The organism is Kitasatospora sp. Xyl93, from assembly GCF_055383135.1.
In genome coordinates, this window is the sequence record NZ_AP029185.1 from 712,754 (window position 1) to 733,008 (window position 20,255).

A 20,255-nucleotide genomic window follows, 5' to 3' on the forward strand; every position below is an offset into this window, starting at 1 on the left:
CGTCCGGTGACGGCGCCCCCGGCCGTCGGGGTGGCCGGCGGCGTGCTGTCCACCGTCGGCGCCACCCCGCTGGTCGAACTCACCCGGATCTTCCCGGACAGCGGCTTCCGCACCTACGCCAAGCTGGAGTCGCACAACCCCGGCGGCAGCATCAAGGACCGCGCCGCGCTCAACATGCTCGTCGACCGGGTCCGCTCCGGCGCCCTCACCCCCGGCAAGTCCGTGGTGGTGGAGTCGAGTTCCGGCAACCTCGGGATCGGCCTGGCCCAGGTCTGCCGGTACTTCGGACTGCGCTTCGTCTGCGTGGTGGACGGCCGCACCAACCAGCAGAACATCGCCGTGATGCGGGCCCTGGGCGCCGAGGTCGAGGTGGTGACCGAGTGCGACCAGGACACCGGCGAGTACCTGCCGGTCCGGCTGCGCCGGGTGCGCGAGCTGGTCGCCGGGATCCCGCACGCCTACTGCCCGGACCAGTACGCCAACCCGCTGAACGCCGGGGCGCACCGGCAGACCATGCGGGAGATCGTCGACGAGCTGGACGGCCGGGTCGACTACCTGGTCTGCGCCACCAGCTCCTGCGGCACCCTGCGCGGCTGCGCCGAGTACGTGCGCGAACGCGGCCTGTCGACCCGGATCGTGGCCGTCGACGCGGTCGGCAGCGTGATCTTCGGCGGGACGGCCGGGCCCCGGCTGATCCCCGGCCACGGCGCCTCGGTGCGCCCCGCGCTCTTCGACGCGGACCTGGCCGACGAGGTGGTGCACGTCGACGACCTGGACTGCCTGGTCGGCTGCCGCGCGCTGGCCCGCCGGGAGGCGATCCTGGCCGGCGGCTCCTCCGGCGCGGTGCTCAGCGCCCTGGACCGGATCCGCCCCCGGGTGCCGGCCGGGTCCGTCTGCGCCGTGGTCCTGCCCGACCGGGGCGAGCGCTACCTGGACACGATCTACAACGACGACTGGGCGGCCGAGCACTTCGGCGACGCCGCCGACCTGTGGAAGGACCCTTCGGTGGAGGTGGCAGCATGCTGATCCTGGGTGCCCGCGACGTACGACAGGCCCTCGACGGACGGGAGCGGGAGGTGCTGGCGGCCGTCCGCGAGGCCTACGTCCGGCACGCGCGGGGCGAGAGCGCGATCCCGCACTCGGTGTTCCTGCGCTTCCCCGAGGACGAGCGCAACCGGATCATCGGCCTGCCCGCCTACCTGGGCGGTGAGCAGCCGGTGGCCGGGATGAAGTGGATCTCCTCCTTCCCCGGCAACCTGGAGCTGGGCCTGGAGCGCGCCTCGGCGGCGATCATCCTCAACTCGATGCGCACCGGGCACCCCGAGGCGCTGATCGAGGGGTCCCTGGTCTCGGCCCGGCGCACCGCCGCGAGCGCCGCGCTGGCCGCCGCCACCCTGGCCGGCGAGCAGCCCGACACCGGGGCGGCCCTGATCGGCTGCGGCGTGATCAACTTCGAGGTGCTCCGCTTCCTCCGGGTGGTCCTGCCCGCCCTGGACACCGTCACCCTGTACGACCGGGACCGCGTCCGGGCGGAGGAGTTCGCCGCCCGCTGCGCGCGGGAGCAGCCGGGCCTGAAGACCGCCGTGGCGGACCGGCCCGAGGACGCGCTGGCCGCCCACCCGCTGGTCAGCCTCGCCACCACCGCCGCCACCCCGCACCTGTCCACCGGGCCCTGCCGGCCCGGCACGCTGGTCCTGCACGTCTCACTGCGCGACCTGACGGTGGAGTCGGTGCTCTCGGCGGTCAACGTGGTGGACGACCCGGACCACGTGTGCCGGGCCGCGACCTCCCTTCACCTGGCCGAACAGGAGGCCGGCGACCGGGAGTTCATCACCGCCATGATCGGCGGCCTGCTCGCCGGGCCGGCCCCGGGGCCGCGCGACCCGCGGCGCACCACGGTGTTCTCCCCGTTCGGCCTGGGCATCCTCGACCTCGCACTGGCCGACCTGGTGCGGCGCGGCGCCGAGGCCGGGGGCGGCGGCACCCGGCTGGACGACTTCCTGCCCGGCGGCGCGCCGTGACCGCCCGGCCCGCCGTCCTGGCTCCACTGGAGCTGCGGCGGTACCTGGCCGACGCGACCGGCCCCGACCGGCCGTACCCGCTGGAGCAGTGCGTCCACCAGCTGTTCGAGCACCAGGCCCGGCTCACTCCGGACGCGGTCGCGCTGGTCTGCGAGGGCGTCGAGCTGGGCTACGCCCGGCTCAACGAGCGGGCCAACCGGCTGGCCCACCGGCTGCGGGCGGCCGGGGCCGGGCCGGAGGCCCTGGTCGGCGTCCGGCTGGAGCGGGGGATCGACCTGGTGGTGGCGCTCCTGGCGGTGCTCAAGTCGGGGGCCGGGTACGTGCCGCTCGACCCCGAGCACCCGCCGCTGCGCACCGCCGCGGTCCTGGCCGAGAGCGGTGCGGCCCTGCTGGTCACCGACGCCGGGGCGGCGCGGGCCGCCGAGCACGCCGGGGTGCACCCGGTCGTCCCCGCGGACGAGCCGGACTGGCCCTCCCACAACCCGGACCCCGCGGCCGGGCCGGACCACCCGGCGTACGCGATCTTCACCTCCGGCTCGACCGGCCGTCCCAAGGGCGTCGTGGTGCCGCACCGGGGCGTGGTCAACCGGCTGCTGTGGATGCGCGACGACTGCGGGCTGGTCGGCGGCGGCCGGGTGCTGCAGAAGACGCCGGCCACCTTCGACGTGTCGGTCTGGGAGTTCTTCGGCCCGCTGGCGGTCGGCGGCACGCTCGTCCTGGCCCGCCCCGGCGGCCACCGGGACCCGGCCTACCTGCACCGGGTGCTGGCCGAGGAGCGGGTGGACACCGTGCACTTCGTCCCCTCGATGCTGCGGGAGTTCCTGGCCGACCTGCGGGCCCGCCGCACCCACGGCGGCCCGCCCGAACTGCCCGCCCTGCGCCGGATCGTGTGCAGCGGCGAGGCGCTCGGGCCGGACCTGGTCCGCGAGGTGCACGAGCTGCTGGACTGCGAACTGTTCAACCTGTACGGGCCCACCGAGGCGGCGGTGGACGTCACCGCCGAGCGCTGCCTGCCCGGCGCCCCGGTCACCATCGGCCGGGCGGTGGCCAACACCCGGACGTACGTCCTGGACCCCGACGGGGTGCCCGTACCGCCCGGCACCGACGGCGAACTCTGCCTGGCCGGCGTCCAGCTGGCCCGGGGCTACCTCGGCCGGCCCGGCCTGACCGCCGCCGCCTTCCGGCCCGACCCGTACGGCCCGCCCGGCGCCCGGCTCTACCGCACGGGGGACCTGGCGCGCCGCCGGGTGGACGGGCGGATCGAGTACCTGGGCCGGCTCGACCACCAGGTGAAGATCCGCGGCCTGCGGATCGAACTCGGCGACGTGGAGGCCGCGCTGGCCTCCCACCCGCAGGTGCACGCCGCCGTGGTGGCCGCGCACCCGGCCGCCACCGGCGGCAGCCGGCTGGTCGGCTACCTGGTCGGCGTCGTCCCCGACGCACCCGACCTCACCGAGCTGCGCAAGCACCTGGGCGAACTGCTGCCCGACTACATGGTCCCCACCGCCTGGGTGCGGCTGCCCGAACTGCCGCTCACCGCGAGCGGCAAGACCGACCGCAAGGCGCTGCCCGCCCCCGACGACGGCCGCCCGGAGCTCGCCACCGCCTACCTGGCGCCGCGCACCCCGACCGAGCGGGCCCTGGTCGACGTCTGGGAGCAGGCCCTGGGGGTCGCCCCGATCGGCGTCCGGGACCGCTTCCTCGACCTGGGCGGCCAGTCCCTGATCGCGACCCGGATCTGCTCCCGGCTGCGGGCGCTGACCGGCGCCGCGCCCTCCCCCGCCGACCTGCTGGCCCGGCCCACCGTGGAGGAACTGGCGGCCCTGCTCGACGCGGCCGGACCGGCCGCCGCCCCGGAGGCCGGCCGCACCGTCCCGCCGCGCCCGCCCGGCCCGGTGCCGCTCTCCTCGGAGCAGCACCGGCTCTGGTTCCTGGACCGGCTCACCCCCGGCAGCACCGAGTACACCATGTACGACGCGCACCGGCTGCGCGGCCGGATCGACCCGGCCGCGCTGCACGAGGCGCTGCGGGCGACCGTCCGCCGGCACGCCGCGCTGCGCACCACCTTCGAGGCCACCCGCGGGGTGCCGCACCAGGTGGTGCACCAGGACCTGCCGATCGTCCCGGAACTGCTGGACCTCACCGGCACCCCGCCCGGCGAGCGCGAGGAACGGGCCCGCCGGGCCGTCCGGGAGCAGGTGGCCCGGCCGTTCGCGCTGGACCGGGGCCCGCTGCTGCGCCTGGTCCTGCTCGCCCTGGGGCCCGAGGACCACGTGCTGCTGGCGGTGACCCACCACATCGTCTCCGACGACTGGTCGATGGGCGTGTTCTGGCGCGACCTGTCCGAGTGCTACCGGGCCGCGAGCGCCGGCCGCGCGCCCCGGCTGCCCGACCTGCCCGTCGACTACCCGGACTACGCGGCCTGGCAGCGCGCCGGAGCCGACGACGCGGACCGCGCCGAGGAGGACCTCGACCACTGGCTGCGCCACCTCCGGGCGCCGCTGCCCGTCCTGGAGCTGCCCGCCCCGGGGCCGCCCGGCGACGGCGCCCGGCCGCCGCTGCGCGGACGCCGGGACGCCGTGGTCGACTTCACCCTGGCCCCGGCCGCCACCGCCGCGCTCAACCGGACGGCCGGCGAGGCCGGCGCCACCCCGTTCATGGCGCTGCTGTCCTGCTTCTCCGCCGTGCTCACCGCGGCCGGCGAGACGGACGACCTGGTCGTGGCCACCTTCACCGCCAACCGCCCGGTCGCCGAACTCACCGACCTGGTCGGCCTGTTCGTCAACACCCTGGCGCTGCGCACTCCGGTCGGGCGGCGCGAGCCGTTCACCCAGGTGCTGGCCCGCACCCGGGCCACCGCACTCGCCGCCTACCGCCACCAGGGCCTGCCCTTCGACCGCGTGGTGACGGCGCTGCGCCCGCCGCGCGACCCGAGCCGCAACCCGGTCGCCCAGGCCGGCTTCCAACTGCTGGGCCCGCTCACCGGCCGGGTCGACCTGCCCGGGGTCGTCGCCGAACCGTACGACCACGGGCAGGGTGGGCACCCCTTCGACGTGCTGGTCGACCTGCGCGAGAACGGCGGCGCCCTGGACGGCCGGCTGCACTACCCGGAGGGCCTGCTGACCGCGACGGCCGCCCGCGACCTGGCCGGCGCGTTCACCGCCTTCGTCGCGGCCGCGGGCGAGCGCCCCGGCCTCCCGGTGGAGCGGCTCGGCTGACGGCACACCCACCGGCCCGACGGCGGCCGGGCCCCCGCACCGGTGCGGGGGCCCGGCCGCCGTCGGCGTGCCCGCGCACCGGACCGCGGCACCCGGCCCGGCGCACCCACCGGGAGGGGTCCGAAGCGGGAGGGGCCCGGGCGGGGGAGGCGGAAGAGAAGGACACGCAGCGGGCCCGGTGGAGGGGCTGCCGACAGGGCTGCCGGTAGTTCTCTCGCCGCACCCGGTCCGGCCCGAGAGGCTGAGACGCATGACTGCGAACCCGTCACCCCTGTCCGTGACCGCGGACCCCTCGGGAGAGCGTGCCGTGGAGTCCGCCCTTCCCTTCGTCCTGTCGGCGGACGCGCCGGGTACCCCCGTGGCCGAGTACCTGCCCGCCGCCCGTCCTCTCCTCCGCCGGCGGCTCCTGGAGCACGGCGCGGTCCTGCTGCGCGGTTTCGACGTCGGCGGGGTCGACGGGTTCGCCGGCGTGGTCGCCGCGGTGTCCGGCGAGCCCCTGGCCTACACCGAGCGCTCCTCGCCCCGCAGCACCATCAAGGGCCGGGTGTACACCTCCACCGACTACCCGCCGGCCGAGGAGATCTTCCTCCACAACGAGAACTCCTACCAGGCCGCCTGGCCCAGGACGCTGTTCTTCCACTGCGTGCGGCCGCCGGAGACGCTCGGCTCGACCCCGCTCGCCGACGTCCGCCGGGTGTACGCCGCGATCGACCCGGCGGTGCGCGAGGAGTTCGCGGCCCGCGGCTGGATGGTGGTGCGCAACTTCACCGAGGGCTTCGGGGTGGCCTGGCAGCAGGCCTTCGGCACCGAGGACCGGGCCGAGGTGGAACGGTACTGCGTCCGCAACGGCATGACCGCCGAGTGGACCGCGACCGGCCTGCGGACCCGGGCCCGGCGGGAGGCCGTGCACCGGCACCCGGAGACCGGTGAGCGGGTCTGGTTCAACCACCTCGCCTTCTTCCACGTCACCACGCTGGGGCCGGAGGTCTGCGACGGCCTGCGGGAGATGTACGGCGAGGCCGACCTGCCCACCAACACCTACTACGGCGACGGCGCACCGGTGCCCGACGAGGTGGTCGCCCACCTGCGGGACTGCTACCGCGCGGAGCAGCGCCGCTTCGACTGGCAGCTCGACGACGTGCTGGTGGTCGACAACATGCTGGCGGCGCACGGCCGCGAGCCCTTCACCGGACCGCGGCGGATCGCCGTGGCCATGGCCGAGCCCTGGTCCGCGGCCGACGCCGCCCAGGCCCGCGCCGCCCGTACCGACTCGCCCGGGGAGGCGTCCGATGGCACCCGATGAGACCGGCCCCCCGCTCTCCTTCGCCCAGGAGCAGCTGTGGTTCGTCGACCAGCTGCGCTCGGGCGCCTCGACCGAGTACCTGCTGCACGAGACGATCCGGCTGCGCGGCCCGCTGGACGAGGCCGCGCTGACGGCCGCGCTGACCGAGGTCGCGGCCCGGCACGAGATCCTGCGCACCCGGTACGCCGCGGTGGACGGCGCCGGCTCCCAGCTCGTCGACGACCCGTCCCCGGTCGAGCCCCGCCGGGTGGACCTGACCGGCCTGTCGGCGGCCGACCAGCGGGACCGGCTGCGGGAGCTGAGCGTCGCCGAACGGCGGACCCCGATCGACCTGCGCGCCGCGGCGCCCTGGCGGCTGACCCTGGTGCGGCTCGGCGAAGCCGACGCGGCCCTGCTGGTGACCGTCCACCACATCGCCTTCGACGCCGGCTCCTGGGTCCTGCTCGCCCGTGAACTCGACGCCCTGTACGGCGCGTTCCGGGCCGGCGAGCCGTCCCCGCTGGAGCCGCCGGCCCTGCAGTACGCGGACTACGCCGAGTGGGAGCGGGAGCGCTGGGACGCCGACGCCGAGCGGATGGAGCGCCGCCGCGGCTACTGGCGGGAGCGGCTGGCCGGGCTGGAGCCGCTGGACCTGCCCGCCGACCGGCACCGGCCGGCGCGGTGGGACGCGGCCGGCGCCGACGTCACCTTCACCGTGCCCGCCGAGTGCGCCGCCCGGCTCACCGAGCTCGGCCGCGACCACGGCGCCACCCCGTTCATGGTGTACCTGGCCGCCTACCAGCTGCTGCTGGCCCGGCACGCGGGCCGCGAGGACGTGGCCGTCGGGGTGTCGGTCTCCCGCCGCGACCAGCCCGAGCTGGAACAGCTGCTCGGCATGTTCCTCAACACCGTGGTGCTGCGCACCGACCTGTCCGGCTCGCCGAGCTTCCACCAGCTGCTCGGCCGGGTCCGGGAGGGCGTCCTGGACGCCTACGACCACCAGGACGTGCCCTTCGACCGGGTGGTGGCGGACCTCGCCCCCGAGCGCGACCAGTCCCGCAACCCGGTCTTCCAGGCCGCCTTCGCCCTGCACACCACCGACGCCCAGCCGTTCCGGCTCGCCGGCCTGGACGTCGACCTCGTCCCGGCGACCGTCACCACCTCCCCCTTCGACCTCTCGCTGCACCTCTCCGAGGAGGCGGACGGCTCGCTCAGCGGGCGCCTCTTCTACCCCACCGCCCTGTTCGACGCCGACCGGATCGAGCGGATAGCCGGCCACCTGCTGCGGCTGCTGACCGAACTGGCCGAGCACCCGGACACCCCCGTGCAGCGGCTGGAGCTGCTCACCGAGGACGAGTCCCGGGCGCTCCGGGCCTGGAACCGCACCGAGGCCGACCCCGACCGGCTGTGGTCGGGCCCGTCCCTGCCCGAGCTCTTCCTCGCCCGGGCGGAGGCCGCCCCGGACGCGGTGGCCGTGGTGGCCGGCCCGCTGGAGCTGACGTACGCCGAACTCGCCGACCGGACCAGGCGGCTGGCCCACCGGCTGCGCGGGCTCGGGGTCACCCCGGAGACCCCGGTCGGGGTCGCCCTGCACCGGGGCGCCGACCTGGTCACCGCGCTGCTCGCGGTGCTCACCGCGGGCGGGGTGTACGTGCCGCTCGCCCCCGACCACCCCGCCGACCGGCTCGCCTACCTGGTCGAGGACGCCGGGGTCGGCCTGGTGCTCACCGAGGAGTCGCTGCGCGACCGGCTGCCCGACGGGCCCCGGCTGGTGCTGCTGGACGGCGACGGGTCCGAGCCCGCGCAAGCCCTCGCGGCACCCGTGCCCGTCGACCCCGCGGGCGCCGCGTACGTGATGTACACCTCCGGCTCGACCGGCCGCCCCAAGGGCGTGGTCGTGCCGCACGCGGCCATCCGCAACCGGGTGCTCTGGTCGGTCGAGCACCTGGACCTCGGCCCCGGCGAGCGGCTGCTGCAGAAGACCACGATCGGCTTCGACGCCGCCGTCTGGGAGTTCCTCTCCCCGCTGGTGAGCGGCGCGACCGTGGTGACGGCCCCGGCCGACGCCCACCGCGACCCGGCCGTGATGGCCCGGGCCGCCGCCGAACACGGCGTCACCGTGCTGCAGCTCGTCCCCTCGGTGCTGCGGCTGCTGCTCGCCGAGCCCGGCCTGGCCGACTGCACCGCGCTGCGCGTGGTCTGCTCCGCCGGGGAGCCGCTGCCCGCCGACCTCTGCGAGCGGCTGCGCGCCCTGCTCGACGTCCGGGTGGTCAACACCTACGGCCCGACCGAGTGCGCCATCGACTCCACCGCCTGGCCGCACGACGGCTCCCAGCGGGACGGCATCGTCCCGATCGGCCACCCGCTCACCGGGGCCCGGGTCCACGTCGTCGACGCCCAGGACCGGCTGGTACCGGTCGGCGTGCCCGGCGAGCTGTGCGTGGCCGGCGTCGGCCTGGCCCGCGGCTACCTCGGCCGGCCCGGCCTGACCGCGGAGCGCTTCGCGCCCAACCCGTACCCGCTGACCCCCGGCGAGCGCTGGTACCGCACCGGGGACCTGGTCCGCCGCCGGGCGGACGGCGCGCTGGAGTTCCTGGCCCGGCTGGACGAGCAGGTCAAGGTCCGCGGGGTGCGGATCGAGCCCGGGGAGATCGAGGCGGCGCTCGCCCTGCACCCGGCCGTCCGGGCCGCCGCGGTGGCCGCCCACCGGTCGGCCGCCGGGGACCTGGAGCTGACCGCCTACGTGGTGCCCGCCCCCGGCGCGGCCGCCACCGCCGAGGAGCTGCGCGCCCACCTGGCCGCCCGGCTGCCGGAGGCCATGGTGCCCTCCGCCGTCCTGGAACTGGACGAACTGCCGCTCACCCCCAGCGGCAAGGTCGACCGCAAGCTGCTGCCCTCGCGCGAGGGCCGGCAGCGCGACGCGAGCCGCCCCTGGACCGCCCCGCGCACCGCCACCGAGCGGGCCGTCGCCGAGGCGATGGCCGAGGTGCTGGAGGTGGACCGGGTCGGCGCCGAGGACGACTTCTTCGCCCTCGGCGGCCACTCGCTGGTGGCGATCCGGATGGTCCTGCGGCTGCGCCGGGCGCTCGGCGTCGACCTGACCGTCGGCGACCTGTTCGGCGCCCGCACCGTCGCCGCGCTGGCCGCCCGGGTCGACGCGGCCGGCGCCACCGCCGCCGACGCCGGGCCCGCCATCCGGCCGGTGCCGCGCACCGGCGGGATGCCGCTCTCCTTCGGCCAGCAACGGCTCTGGTTCCTCGACCAGTTGGAGCCCGGCAGCGACGAGTACCTCGTCCCGCTCGCCGTGCGGCTGCGCGGCCCGCTGGACGTCGACGCGCTGCGCGGCGCGGTGGATGCCGTCGCCGCCCGGCACGAGGTGCTGCGCACCCACTACCTGCCCAACGACGGCGACCCCCGCCAGGTGATCGACCCGCCGGGCCCGGTGCCGTTCTGGCTGGTCGACCTCGCCGCCACCCCCGACGCCGAGGCGCAGGCGCACGAGCTGGCGGCCAAGGCCGGCAGCCGCCCGTTCGACCTGGCGGCCGAGTGGCCGGTGCGCGTCACCGTCGTGCGCATCGCCCCCGAGGACCACCTGCTGGCCCTGACCCTGCACCACATCGTCTGCGACGGCTGGTCGACCGGTCTGCTGCTCGCCGACCTCGACCGGGCCTACCGCGCGCTCGCGGCGGGCGGGCCGTCGCCGTTGGCCGCGCAGCCGGTGCACTACGCGGACTTCGCGGTCTGGCAGCGCGAGCGGGAGGACTCCGGCGAGCTCACCAGGCAGCTCGACCACTGGCGGGAGCGGCTGGCGGGCCTGGTGCCCGTCGAACTGCCCACCGACCGGCTGCGGGCCACCGTCCGGGACACCCGGGGCGCCACCTTCGACACCACCGTGCCGGCCGGGCTCGGCCGCGAGCTGACCGAGCTGGCCCGCCGCAGCGGGGTGACGCCGTTCGTCCTGCTGCTGACCGCCTTCCAGCTGCTCCTGGGCCGCCACACCGGACGGGAGGACGTCGCGGTCGGCACCCCCGTCGCCGGGCGGACCAGGCCCGAGACCGAGGACCTGGTCGGCTTCTTCACCAACACCCTGGTGATCCGCACCGACCTGGCCGGTGATCCGCGGTTCACCGACCTCCTGCAGCAGGTCCACCGGGCGTCCGCCGACGCGCTCGCCCACCAGGACGTGCCGTTCGAGCACCTGGTCGACGCCCTGCGGCCGGACCGCGACCTCTCCCGCAACCCGCTGTTCCAGGTGATGTTCGAGCTCCAGCACGCCGACGACCTGCCCACCGCCCTCGGCGGGGCCGCGGCCGAGTGGATCGACGCCGGGCCCTCCGTCGCCAAGTTCGACCTCACGGTGACGGTCACCCAGCACGAGGACGGCCTGCTGCGGGTCTGGTTCGAGTACGCCACCGCCCTGTTCGACCGGGCCACCATGGACCGCCTCGCCGGGCACTACCTGACCCTGCTGCACGCCGTCGCCGCCGCCCCCGACGCCCGGATCGGCGACCTCGGACTGCTCACCGCGCAGGAGCGCCACCAGCTGCTCGAACGGTGGCCGGACCCGGACGGGCACCGCACCGCCGTCCTCGACCCGGCCGAGGACCACGGGCTGTGCGTACCGCAGCTGATCGAGCGCGCGGCCCGCCGCACCCCCGGGGCCGTCGCGCTGATCGCCGGGCAGGAGCGGATCGACTACGCCGAGCTGAACGCCCGGGCCAACCGCCTCGCGCACCGGCTGCGCCGGCTCGGCGTCGGGCCGGAGACGGTGGTCGCCTCCTGCCTGGAGCGCAGCGTGGCCGCCGTGGTCACCCTGGTGGCCGTGCTCAAGGCGGGCGGCGTGTACGTCCCCCTCGATCCCCGGCACCCGGCCGAGCGGCTGGCCTTCATGCTCGACGACGCCGGCGCCGACCTGGTGGTCACCACCACCGAGTTCGCCGACCGCACGGCCGACGGCCGGCACCGGACCGTCCTGGTCGACGACAAGCCCGGGCCGGACGGCGGGCGGACCGAGCCGGCTCACGCCACCGGCCCGGACGCGGACCCGGACGCCGGCGCCGACACCGACCCGGTGCCGCTGGCCGGGCCCGGCAACCTCGCCTACGTCATCTACACCTCGGGCTCGACCGGCCGCCCCAAGGGCGTGATGATCGAGCACCGCTCCTACGCCCACCACTGCCGGGTGATCGCCGACGCCTACGGCATCGCCCCGGGCGAGCGGGTCGTCCTGCTCTCCGCGCTCACCTTCGACGTCGCGATGGACCAGATCGCGGCCACCCTGGTCGCCGGCGCCACCATCGTGGTCGGCGACCCGGTCTTCTGGACGCCGGCCGAACTGCCCGCCCGGCTCGCCGAGTACGGCGTGACGGTCCTCGAGATCACCCCCGCCTACTACCGGGCCGTCCTGGACTCCCCCGACCTCGGCCGGCTGACCGCGCTCAAGCTGATGAACGTCGGCAGCGACGTCGTCACCGTCGACGACGCCCGCCGCTGGGCCGACACCGGCCTGCCCGGCCGCTTCCTGTGCAACTACGGCCCCACCGAGGCCACCGTCACCTGCCTGCTCCACCCGGTGGACGCCGCCGAGGAAGCCGGCCGGCAGGCCTCCGCCGCGCTGCCGATCGGACGGCCGGTGGCCGGCACCCGGGCCCACGTCCTGGACGCCGACCTGCGGCCCGTCCCGGTCGGGGTGCCCGGTGAACTCTGCCTCGGCGGGGTGCGCCTGGCCCGCGGCTACCACCGCCGGCCCGGGCTGACCGCCGACCGCTTCGTCCCCGACCCGCTCGCCACCGCGCCGGGGCAGCGGCTCTACCGCACCGGCGACCTGGTCCGGCGCCGCCCGGACGGTGCCATCGAGTTCCTCGGCCGGATCGACCGCCAGGTCAAGCTGCGCGGCCTGCGGATCGAGCTCGGCGAGATCGAGGCGGCGCTGGCCCGGCACCCCGCGGTGCGGGAGGCCGTGGTCGTCGCGGCGCCCACCGCGCCCGGCGAGCGGCAGCTGGTCGCCTACCTGGTCGCCCGGCCCGGCGCGGAGGTCCCGCCGGTCGCCGACCTGCGCGCCCACCTGCGCGACCTGCTGCCCGAGTACATGATCCCCGCGCGCTGGACCCCGCTGGCGGAGTTCCCGATGACCTCCAGCGGCAAGGTCGACCGCAGGGCCCTGCCGGACCCCGCCCCGGCCGGCACCGAGCGGACGGCCGACCACCTGCCCCCGGAAGGCCCGGTGCAGGAGGCCCTCGCGGCCATCTGGTCCGAGGTCCTCGGCCTGCCCGGGGTCGGCGCCCAGGACGACTTCTTCGCCCTCGGCGGCCACTCCCTGCTCGCCACCCGGGTGCTCGCCGCCCTGCGGGAGGCCTTCGCGGTCGACCTGCCGCTGCGCCGACTGTTCGAGGCCACCACGGTGGCCGCCCTGGCCGAGGCGGTGGAGGAGGCCGTCGAGGCCGACATCGACCGGCTGACCGATGACGAGATCGAGGACCTCCTGTCCCGGAAGGGTGTTCTGTGAGCGAGTCCGTTGACCGCGCCGCCCGGCGCGCCGAGCTGCTGCGCCGCCGGCTGGAGGGCGGGGCCGCGCCCCGCCCGGCCGACGCCATCGGCCGGGCCCCCCGCACCGGCCCCCTGCCGCTCTCCTCCGCCCAGCGCCGGCTCTGGATCCTGGACCGGATGCGGCCCGGCGGCACCGAGTACCTGATGACCGCCGCCCTGCGCCTGCGCGGCCCCCTGGACCGCCGGGCCCTGCACACCGCGCTGGACGCCCTGCCGGCCCGGCACGAGGTGCTGCGCACCCGCTACCCGGTGATCGGCGACGAACCCGTCCAGCTGGTCGACGACCCGGCCCCGGTGGAGCTCGACGAGCTGGACCTGAGCGGGCTGGACCGCACCGCCGCCGAGGCCCGGATCGACGCCCTGACCAGCTCCGAGCGCCGCCCGGTCGACCTCGCCACCGGGCCGGTGCTGCGCGCCGCCCTGGCCCGGCTCGGCGAGGACGAGCACGCCCTGCTGCTGACCTTCCACCACATCGCGGCCGACGGCCGGTCGGAGGACCTGCTGGTCGCCGAGTTCACCGCCCGCTACGCCGCGGCCTCCACCGGCGCCCCGGAGGCGACCGCGGAAGTCGCGCCCCTCCAGTACGCGGACTACGCCGTCTGGCAGCGCGAGCGGCTCGCCGCCGAGCCGTCCGAACGGCACCTGGCCTTCTGGCGCGAGCGGCTGGCCGGTCTCGCCCCCCTGGAGCTGCCCACCGACCGGCCCCGGCCGCCGGTCTGGGACCCGGCCGGCGCCCAGGTGCCGGTGGCCGTCCCGGCGGACGTCGCCGGCAGGCTCTCCGCGCTGGCCCGGGAGCACGGCGCCACCCCGTTCATGGCCCTGCAGGCCGCCTACGCCGTGCTGCTCGGCCGTTGGAGCGGGCAGCGGGACGTGGCCGTCGGCACCCCGGTGGCCGGCCGGGACCGCACCGAACTCCAGTCCGTGGTGGGCCTGTTCCTCAACACCCTGGTCCTGCGGACGGACCTGTCCGGTGCCCCGTCCTTCACCGGGCTGCTGCGCCGGGTGCGCGAGGGCGCGATGGACGCCTACGCCCACCAGGAGCTCCCGTTCGAGCTGCTGGTGGACGAGCTGGTCCCGGAGCGCGACCCGTCCCGCAACCCGCTGTTCACCACGATGCTGCTGTGGGAGGACGCGTCGACCGCCGCCGACGTGCCGGCCGGCGGACTGACCGTCGGCCGCCTGCCGGTCGGCGAGAGCAGCGCCAAGGTGGACCTCACCCTGGGCCTCACCGAGCAGCCGGACGGCTCGCTGGCCGGCGGGATCACCTACGCCTCCGCCCTGTTCGACCGCGCCACCGTCGAACGCTTCGCCGCCCAGCTGGCCGAGCTGCTGGCGAGCGCCGTCGCCGCGCCGGAGCTGCCCGTCGACGCCCTGGAGGTGCTGCCCGCGGCCGAGCGCACCCTGCTGCTGGAGACCTGGAACGACACCGCCCGCGACTACCCCACCGGGACCCTCACCGCCCTGGTCGAGGGCCGGGCCCACCGCGCCCCGGACGCCCCCGCCCTGCGCGACCAGGGCGTCACCGTGTCCTACGCGGAGCTGAACACCCGGGCCAACCGGCTGGCGCACCGGCTGCGCGCCCTCGGCGTGGGCCCGGAGTCCGTGGTCGGGGTGCGGCTGCACCGCGGCGCCGAGCTGGTGGTGGCGCTGCTCGCCGTGCTCAAGGCGGGCGGCGCCTACCTGCCGCTCGACCCGGACTACCCGGCCGAGCGGCTGGCCTTCATGCTGGCCGACTCGGGCGCCCGGGTGATGATCGGCCACGCCGGCCACCCGGCCGGGACTCCGAGAGCCGACGGCGACGCGGTCCTGGTCGACGTCGCCGAGGACGTGTCCGGCCTTCCCGCCGAGGACCCCGCCCCGCTCGCCGGGCCGGCCCACCCGGCGTACGTCATCTACACCTCCGGCTCCACCGGCCGCCCCAAGGGCGTCGTGGTGGAGCACCGGGCGATCGTCAACCGGCTGCACTGGATGCAGGAGGCCTACCGGCTGGGCCCCGACGACCGGGTCCTGCACAAGACGCCGACCAGCTTCGACGTCTCGGTGTGGGAGCTGTTCTGGCCGCTGGCCACCGGGGCGACCATGGTGCTCGCCAAACCCGGCGGCCACCGGGACCCGGCCCACCTCGCCGAACTGGTCGCCGCGGAGCGGGTGACCACCGTGCACTTCGTGCCGTCCATGCTGCGCGAGTTCCTCGCCGCGGACCTGCCCGACCTGCCCGACCTGCGCCGGATGGTCTGCAGCGGCGAGGCCCTGCCGAGCGAGCTCGCCGAGGCGGTGCACCGGCGGATCGGCTGCGAGCTGCACAACCTGTACGGCCCGACCGAGGCCGCGGTGGACGTCACCGCCCTGCGCTGCCTGCCGGGCGAGCCGGTCACCATCGGCCGGCCGATCGCCAACACCCGCACCTACGTGGTGGACGCCGGGCTGCGGCCGGTCCCGATCGGCGTGGCCGGCGAACTGCTGCTCGGCGGCGTGCAGTTGGCCCGCGGCTACCTGGGCAGGCCGGGTCTGACCGCGGAGCGCTTCGTCCCGTCCCCGTTCGCCACCGCGCCCGGCGAGCGGCTCTACCGCACCGGCGACCTCGCCCGGCTGCGGCCCGACGGCGCGATCGAGTACCTCGGCCGGCTCGACGACCAGGTGAAGATCCGCGGCCAGCGGGTCGAGCCCGGCGAGATCGAGGCGGCCCTGGCCTCCGCGCCGGGCGTGGCCGCGGCGGCCGTCACCGTCCACGACGGCCGGCTGGTCGCCCACCTCGCCCCGCGCACGGTCGCCCCGGCCGCGGTGCGCGAGCACCTGCACGACCGGCTGCCCGCCGCCCTGCACCCGGCCCACTGGCTGCTGCACGACGCCCTGCCGCTCACCCCCAGCGGCAAGACCGACCGCCGGGCCCTGCCCGCCCCCGACGGCAGCCGCTCCGCGCTCGCCGGGGAGTACGTCGCACCCCGGGACGCCCTGGAACGGACCCTCGCCGAGGCGTTCGCCGGCGCCCTGGGCCTGGACCGGGTGGGCGTCCTGGACGGCTTCTTCCAGCTCGGCGGCGACTCCATGCGCGCCATCCGGGCGGTCGGCGCCCTGCGCGCCCGGGGCGTCCCCCTGGAGGTGCAGGACGTCTTCACCCGGCAGACCGTGGCCGACCTCGCCGGGGCGGTGGCCGCGCGCGCCGGGGAGGAGGACCGGGAGCCCCGGGACACCCTCGTCCGGCCGTTCGAGCTGCTCGCCGACGCCGACCGCGAACGGCTGCCGGAGGGCCTGGTCGACGCCTACCCGATGGGCCGGGTCCAGGTCGGCATGGTCTTCGAGATGCTGGCCGACCCCGAGCGCAACACCTACCAGAACGTCAGCACCTTCCAGGTCGTCGACGACGGCCCGTTCTCCGAGCCGGCCCTCCGGGAGGCGGTGCGGCGGGTGGTCGCCCGCCACGAGATCCTGCGCACCTCCTTCGACCTCTCCGGTTACTCCGAACCGCTCCAACTGGTGCACCCGGCCGACGCCGTCGAGGCGCCCGTCACCGTGCACGACCTGCGCGACCTGACCCCCGAACAGCAGCGGGAGGAGGTCCGGCGGTTCCGCGCCGAGGCCCAGCGCACGCCCTTCGACGTGAAGCGGGCCCCCCTGCTGCGCTACCACGTCCACCGCACCGGCGACCGGGAGTGGCTGCTCACCCACGTGGAGTGCCACGCCATCCTGGACGGCTGGAGCCACCACTCGGTCATCGCCGAACTGCGGGCCTCCTACCGGGACCTGCGCGACGACCCGGGCATCCCGCCGGCCACCGCGCCCGAGGCGCGCTACGCCGACTTCATCGCGCTGGAGCGCCGGGCGCTGCGGTCCGCGCAGGACGCCGAGTTCTGGCGCCGGCGGATCACCGGCTTCGAACGGCTCCGGCTGCCCGCCGACACCGCGCCCGAGGAGGCGGCGCTGCCCGCCACCGAGGTGCGGCTGTCCTGGGCGCACCTGGAGCCCGACCTGCGCCGCCTGGCCGCCGCGTCCGGGGCCTCCCTCAAGAGCGTGCTGTACACCGCGCACCTCACGGTGCTCGGACTGCTCAGCGGCCAGCGCCGCTTCTTCGCCGGGGCGGTGACCAACGGCCGGCCCGAACTGGCCGACGGCGACCAGGTGCGCGGCATGTACCTCAACACCGTGCCGTTCGCCGTCGACCTGCGGGCCGCGAGCTGGCGGGAGCTGGTCGGCTCGGTCTTCGCGGAGGAGCTGGCGCTGTGGCCGCACCGCCGCTACCCGCTGCCCGCCATGCAGCAGTCCTTCGGCGACGGCTCCCCGCTGGTCGAGGTCGTCTTCGGCTACCTCGACTTCCACGTGCTGGACGACCACGCCGAGGGCATCGGCGACGTGACCGACGACAGCCCGAACGAGTTCACCTTCGACGTCTGGACCTTCCCCGGCGAGCTGCGGATGACCTGCCGCCCGGGCTGGCTGGGCCGGGACCGGCTGGCGGCCGCCGCCGAGGCCTTCCTCGGCGTGCTCACCGCGATGGTGACGGACCCGGAGGGCGACCCCCGGACCTTCCGAGCCCCCGCCCTGGAGCGGCCGACCGCCGAGCCCCGGACCGCCCGGCCGCTGCCCGAGGTGACCGTGCCCCGGCTGATCGACGAGCGCTCCGACCCCGGAGCCGTCGCCCTGGAGGACGGCGAGCGGCAGCTGACCTACCGTGAGCTCCAGGAGCGGTCCGACCGTCTCGCCCACCTGCTGCGCTCGCTCGGCGTCGGACCGGACGTCCCGGTCGCGGTCTGCCTGGAGCGCGGCATCGAGGCCGTCGTCACGATGCTCGGCGTCCTGAAGGCCGGCGGGTACTACCTCTGCCTGGACCCGGCGTACCCGGACGCCCGCATCGCATTCGTCCTGACCGACGCCGGAACCACCGTGCTGGCCACCACCGCCCGCCACGCCGGCCGCTTCGCCGACCGCCCGGGCCTGCGGACAGTCGTACTGGACCCGGAGTGGACGGCGCTGGACGGCCAGCCGGAGGGCCGGCCCGAGGTGCCGCTCTGCCCCGACCACCTCGCGTACACCACCTACACCTCCGGTTCGACCGGACGGCCGAAGGGGGTCCAGATCACCCACCGGGCAGTGGTGCGGCTGGTCCACGACGCCGACTACGCCGAGCTCGGCCCGGACGAGGTGCTGCTGCAGCACGCCCCGCTCGCGTTCGACGCCTCGACCTTCGAGGTCTGGGGAGCGCTGTGCAACGGCGCCCGCCTCGCCCTCAGCCCGCCCGGCGCCACCGACGCGGACGGACTGGCCGAGGTGCTGCGGCGGCACGGGGTGACCAGCCTGTTCCTGACCACCGGCCTCTTCAACCACGTGGTCGAGACCCGGCCCGAGGCGCTCGCCGGCCTGCGCAACCTGCTCACCGGCGGCGACGCCCTCTCGCCCTCCCACGTCCGCACCGCCCTCGCCCACGGCGCGCCGGTGGGCAACGTCTACGGGCCCACCGAGTGCACCACCTTCAGCACCGTCCGGCCCGGCCTGACCGCGGCCGACGCCGAACGCGCGCTGCCGATCGGCAGGCCGATCACCGACACCGTCGCCGCCGTGGTCGACGAGGAGCTGAACCCGGTGCCCTTCGGGGTGGTCGGCGAACTGCTGCTCGGCGGCCCCGGTCTCGCCCGGGGCTACCTGGGCCGGCCGGACCTGACGGCCGAGGCCTTCGTCCCCGACCCGACCGGGGCCCGGCCCGGGGCGCGGATGTACCGCACCGGGGACCTCGTGCGGCGCGACCCCGACGGCACCCTGCACTTCATCGGCCGCCGCGACCACCAGGTGAAGATCCGCGGGCACCGCGTCGAACTCGGCGAGGTGGAGGCCGCCCTCGGCGAGCTCCCGGGGGTCCGGGCGGTGGCGGCCGCCGCCCGGCCGGGAGCGGACGGGAACCGGAACCTGGTCGGCTACCTCGTCCCGGATCCCGACGCGACCGACGCCGCCGGCGGCCTCGACCCCGTCGCGCTGCGCGCCCTGCTGCGGCAGCGGGTCCCGGACTTCCTGGTCCCCTCGGCCTGGGTGGTCCTCGACGCCCTGCCGCTCACCGCCAACGGAAAGCTCGACCGGGCCGCGCTGCCGGAGCCCTCCGGCGCCGTCGCGGCCGAGGAGTCCGTCGCTCCGCGCACCCCGACCGAGCGGGCCGTCGCGGAGGTCTGGGCCGAGGTGCTGGGCCTGCCGGAGGTCGGGGTCCACGACGACTTCTACGCCCTCGGCGGGCACTCGCTGGCGATCCTGCGGATCACCGCCCTGCTGCGCGAGCGGCACGGCGTCGAGCTGACCGTGCGGTCCTTCACCGAGCACCACACGGTGGCCGGGCTGGCCGCCGCGGCCGGCGGGGACGGCTCGCAGGCGCTGCTGTGGCTGCGGCGCACCGGCAGCCGGCCGGTCCTGGTCTGCGTCCACCCCGGCGGGGGCAGCGCCCACTGGTACCGGCCGCTGGTCGAGCACCTCGACCCCGACCAACCGGTCCTCGCCTTCGCCTGGCCGGGTCTGCAGGCCGCCACCGGGCCGGCGCCCTCGACGGAGCGGATGGCCGAGCGCTACCTCGCCGAACTGCGGGCCGCCGTGCCGCACGGGCCGTACCGGCTGTTCGGCTGGTGCGGCGGCAGCGGCATCGCCAGCGAGCTGGCGCACCGGCTGACCGCCGAGGGCGAGGAGGTCGTCCTGCTGCTGCTCGACCCCGGTCTGGACAGCCACGACAGCCCGCAGCTGTGGCGGGAGTTCCGGCTGATCGAGAGCTGTGTCGAGAAGCTGGAGGCACTCGCCGCCGCCCCGCCGGAGCAGGACACCTCGGAGCTGCGGCGCGAGACCCTGGAACTGCTCGACCACATCGTCGACGACGTCGACCCGGAGATCGGCATCGTGCTGCCCGAGCACGGGGCCGACGAGGTGTGGCTGCCGTCCGCCCGGATCTGGCGCGAGGTCATGGAGATGTGCCTCACCTACCGCCACCGCCGGTACGCCGGGGGGCTGCACCTGATCGCCAGCGACGAACTCGCCCAGGGACGCCACGAGGTGGCCTACGGCACCGAGTTCGCCGACTACCTGGCGCGCTGGCGGGAGCTGGCGGCCGGCGAGGTGACCGTGCACCGGATGGCGGGCGACCACTTCGGGGTGGTGAAGCCGCCCCTGGTCGGCGAGCTGGCGGCGGTGATCGAGCGGGTGATCGCCCCGGACGCCCGGGAGTGACCG

The 20,255-nt window shown here is 76.3% G+C and carries 6 protein-coding genes; all 6 read left to right on the forward strand.

Annotated features, from left to right (window positions below; genetic code table 11):
- Positions 1–6 precede the first annotated feature (6 nt).
- The 6 genes from sbnA to ACZ5GH_RS03145 all read left to right on the forward strand — a co-directional run bounded on the left by sbnA (position 7) and on the right by ACZ5GH_RS03145 (position 20,252).
- Positions 7–1,026: a 2,3-diaminopropionate biosynthesis protein SbnA gene (gene sbnA, locus ACZ5GH_RS03120; RefSeq protein ID WP_464333342.1), complete on the forward strand. Its 1,020-nt coding sequence runs from the start codon at positions 7–9 to the stop codon at positions 1,024–1,026.
- Entirely contained in the window at positions 1,020–2,021 is a 1,002-nt protein-coding gene (sbnB, locus tag ACZ5GH_RS03125; RefSeq protein WP_464333343.1) for a 2,3-diaminopropionate biosynthesis protein SbnB, read from the forward strand. Before sbnA ends, sbnB begins: the two co-directional genes overlap by 7 nt.
- Positions 2,018–5,239 (forward strand): amino acid adenylation domain-containing protein, encoded by a 3,222-nt coding sequence (locus ACZ5GH_RS03130; protein ID WP_464333344.1) that lies wholly within the window; start codon positions 2,018–2,020, stop codon positions 5,237–5,239. Before sbnB ends, ACZ5GH_RS03130 begins: the two co-directional genes overlap by 4 nt.
- 307 nt (positions 5,240–5,546) lie before the next feature.
- The gene (locus tag ACZ5GH_RS03135) at positions 5,547–6,542 is read left to right on the forward strand and encodes a TauD/TfdA family dioxygenase (protein ID WP_387747579.1); all 996 of its coding nucleotides are present in this window, start codon (positions 5,547–5,549) and stop codon (positions 6,540–6,542) included.
- Entirely contained in the window at positions 6,529–13,026 is a 6,498-nt protein-coding gene (locus ACZ5GH_RS03140; protein WP_464333345.1) for an amino acid adenylation domain-containing protein, read from the forward strand. The genes ACZ5GH_RS03135 and ACZ5GH_RS03140 overlap by 14 nt, the downstream gene beginning before the upstream one ends.
- Complete coding sequence (locus ACZ5GH_RS03145) at positions 13,023–20,252, forward strand: amino acid adenylation domain-containing protein (protein ID WP_464333346.1); 7,230 nt, start codon at positions 13,023–13,025, stop codon at positions 20,250–20,252. Before ACZ5GH_RS03140 ends, ACZ5GH_RS03145 begins: the two co-directional genes overlap by 4 nt.
- The last annotated feature ends 3 nt before the right edge of the window (positions 20,253–20,255 follow it).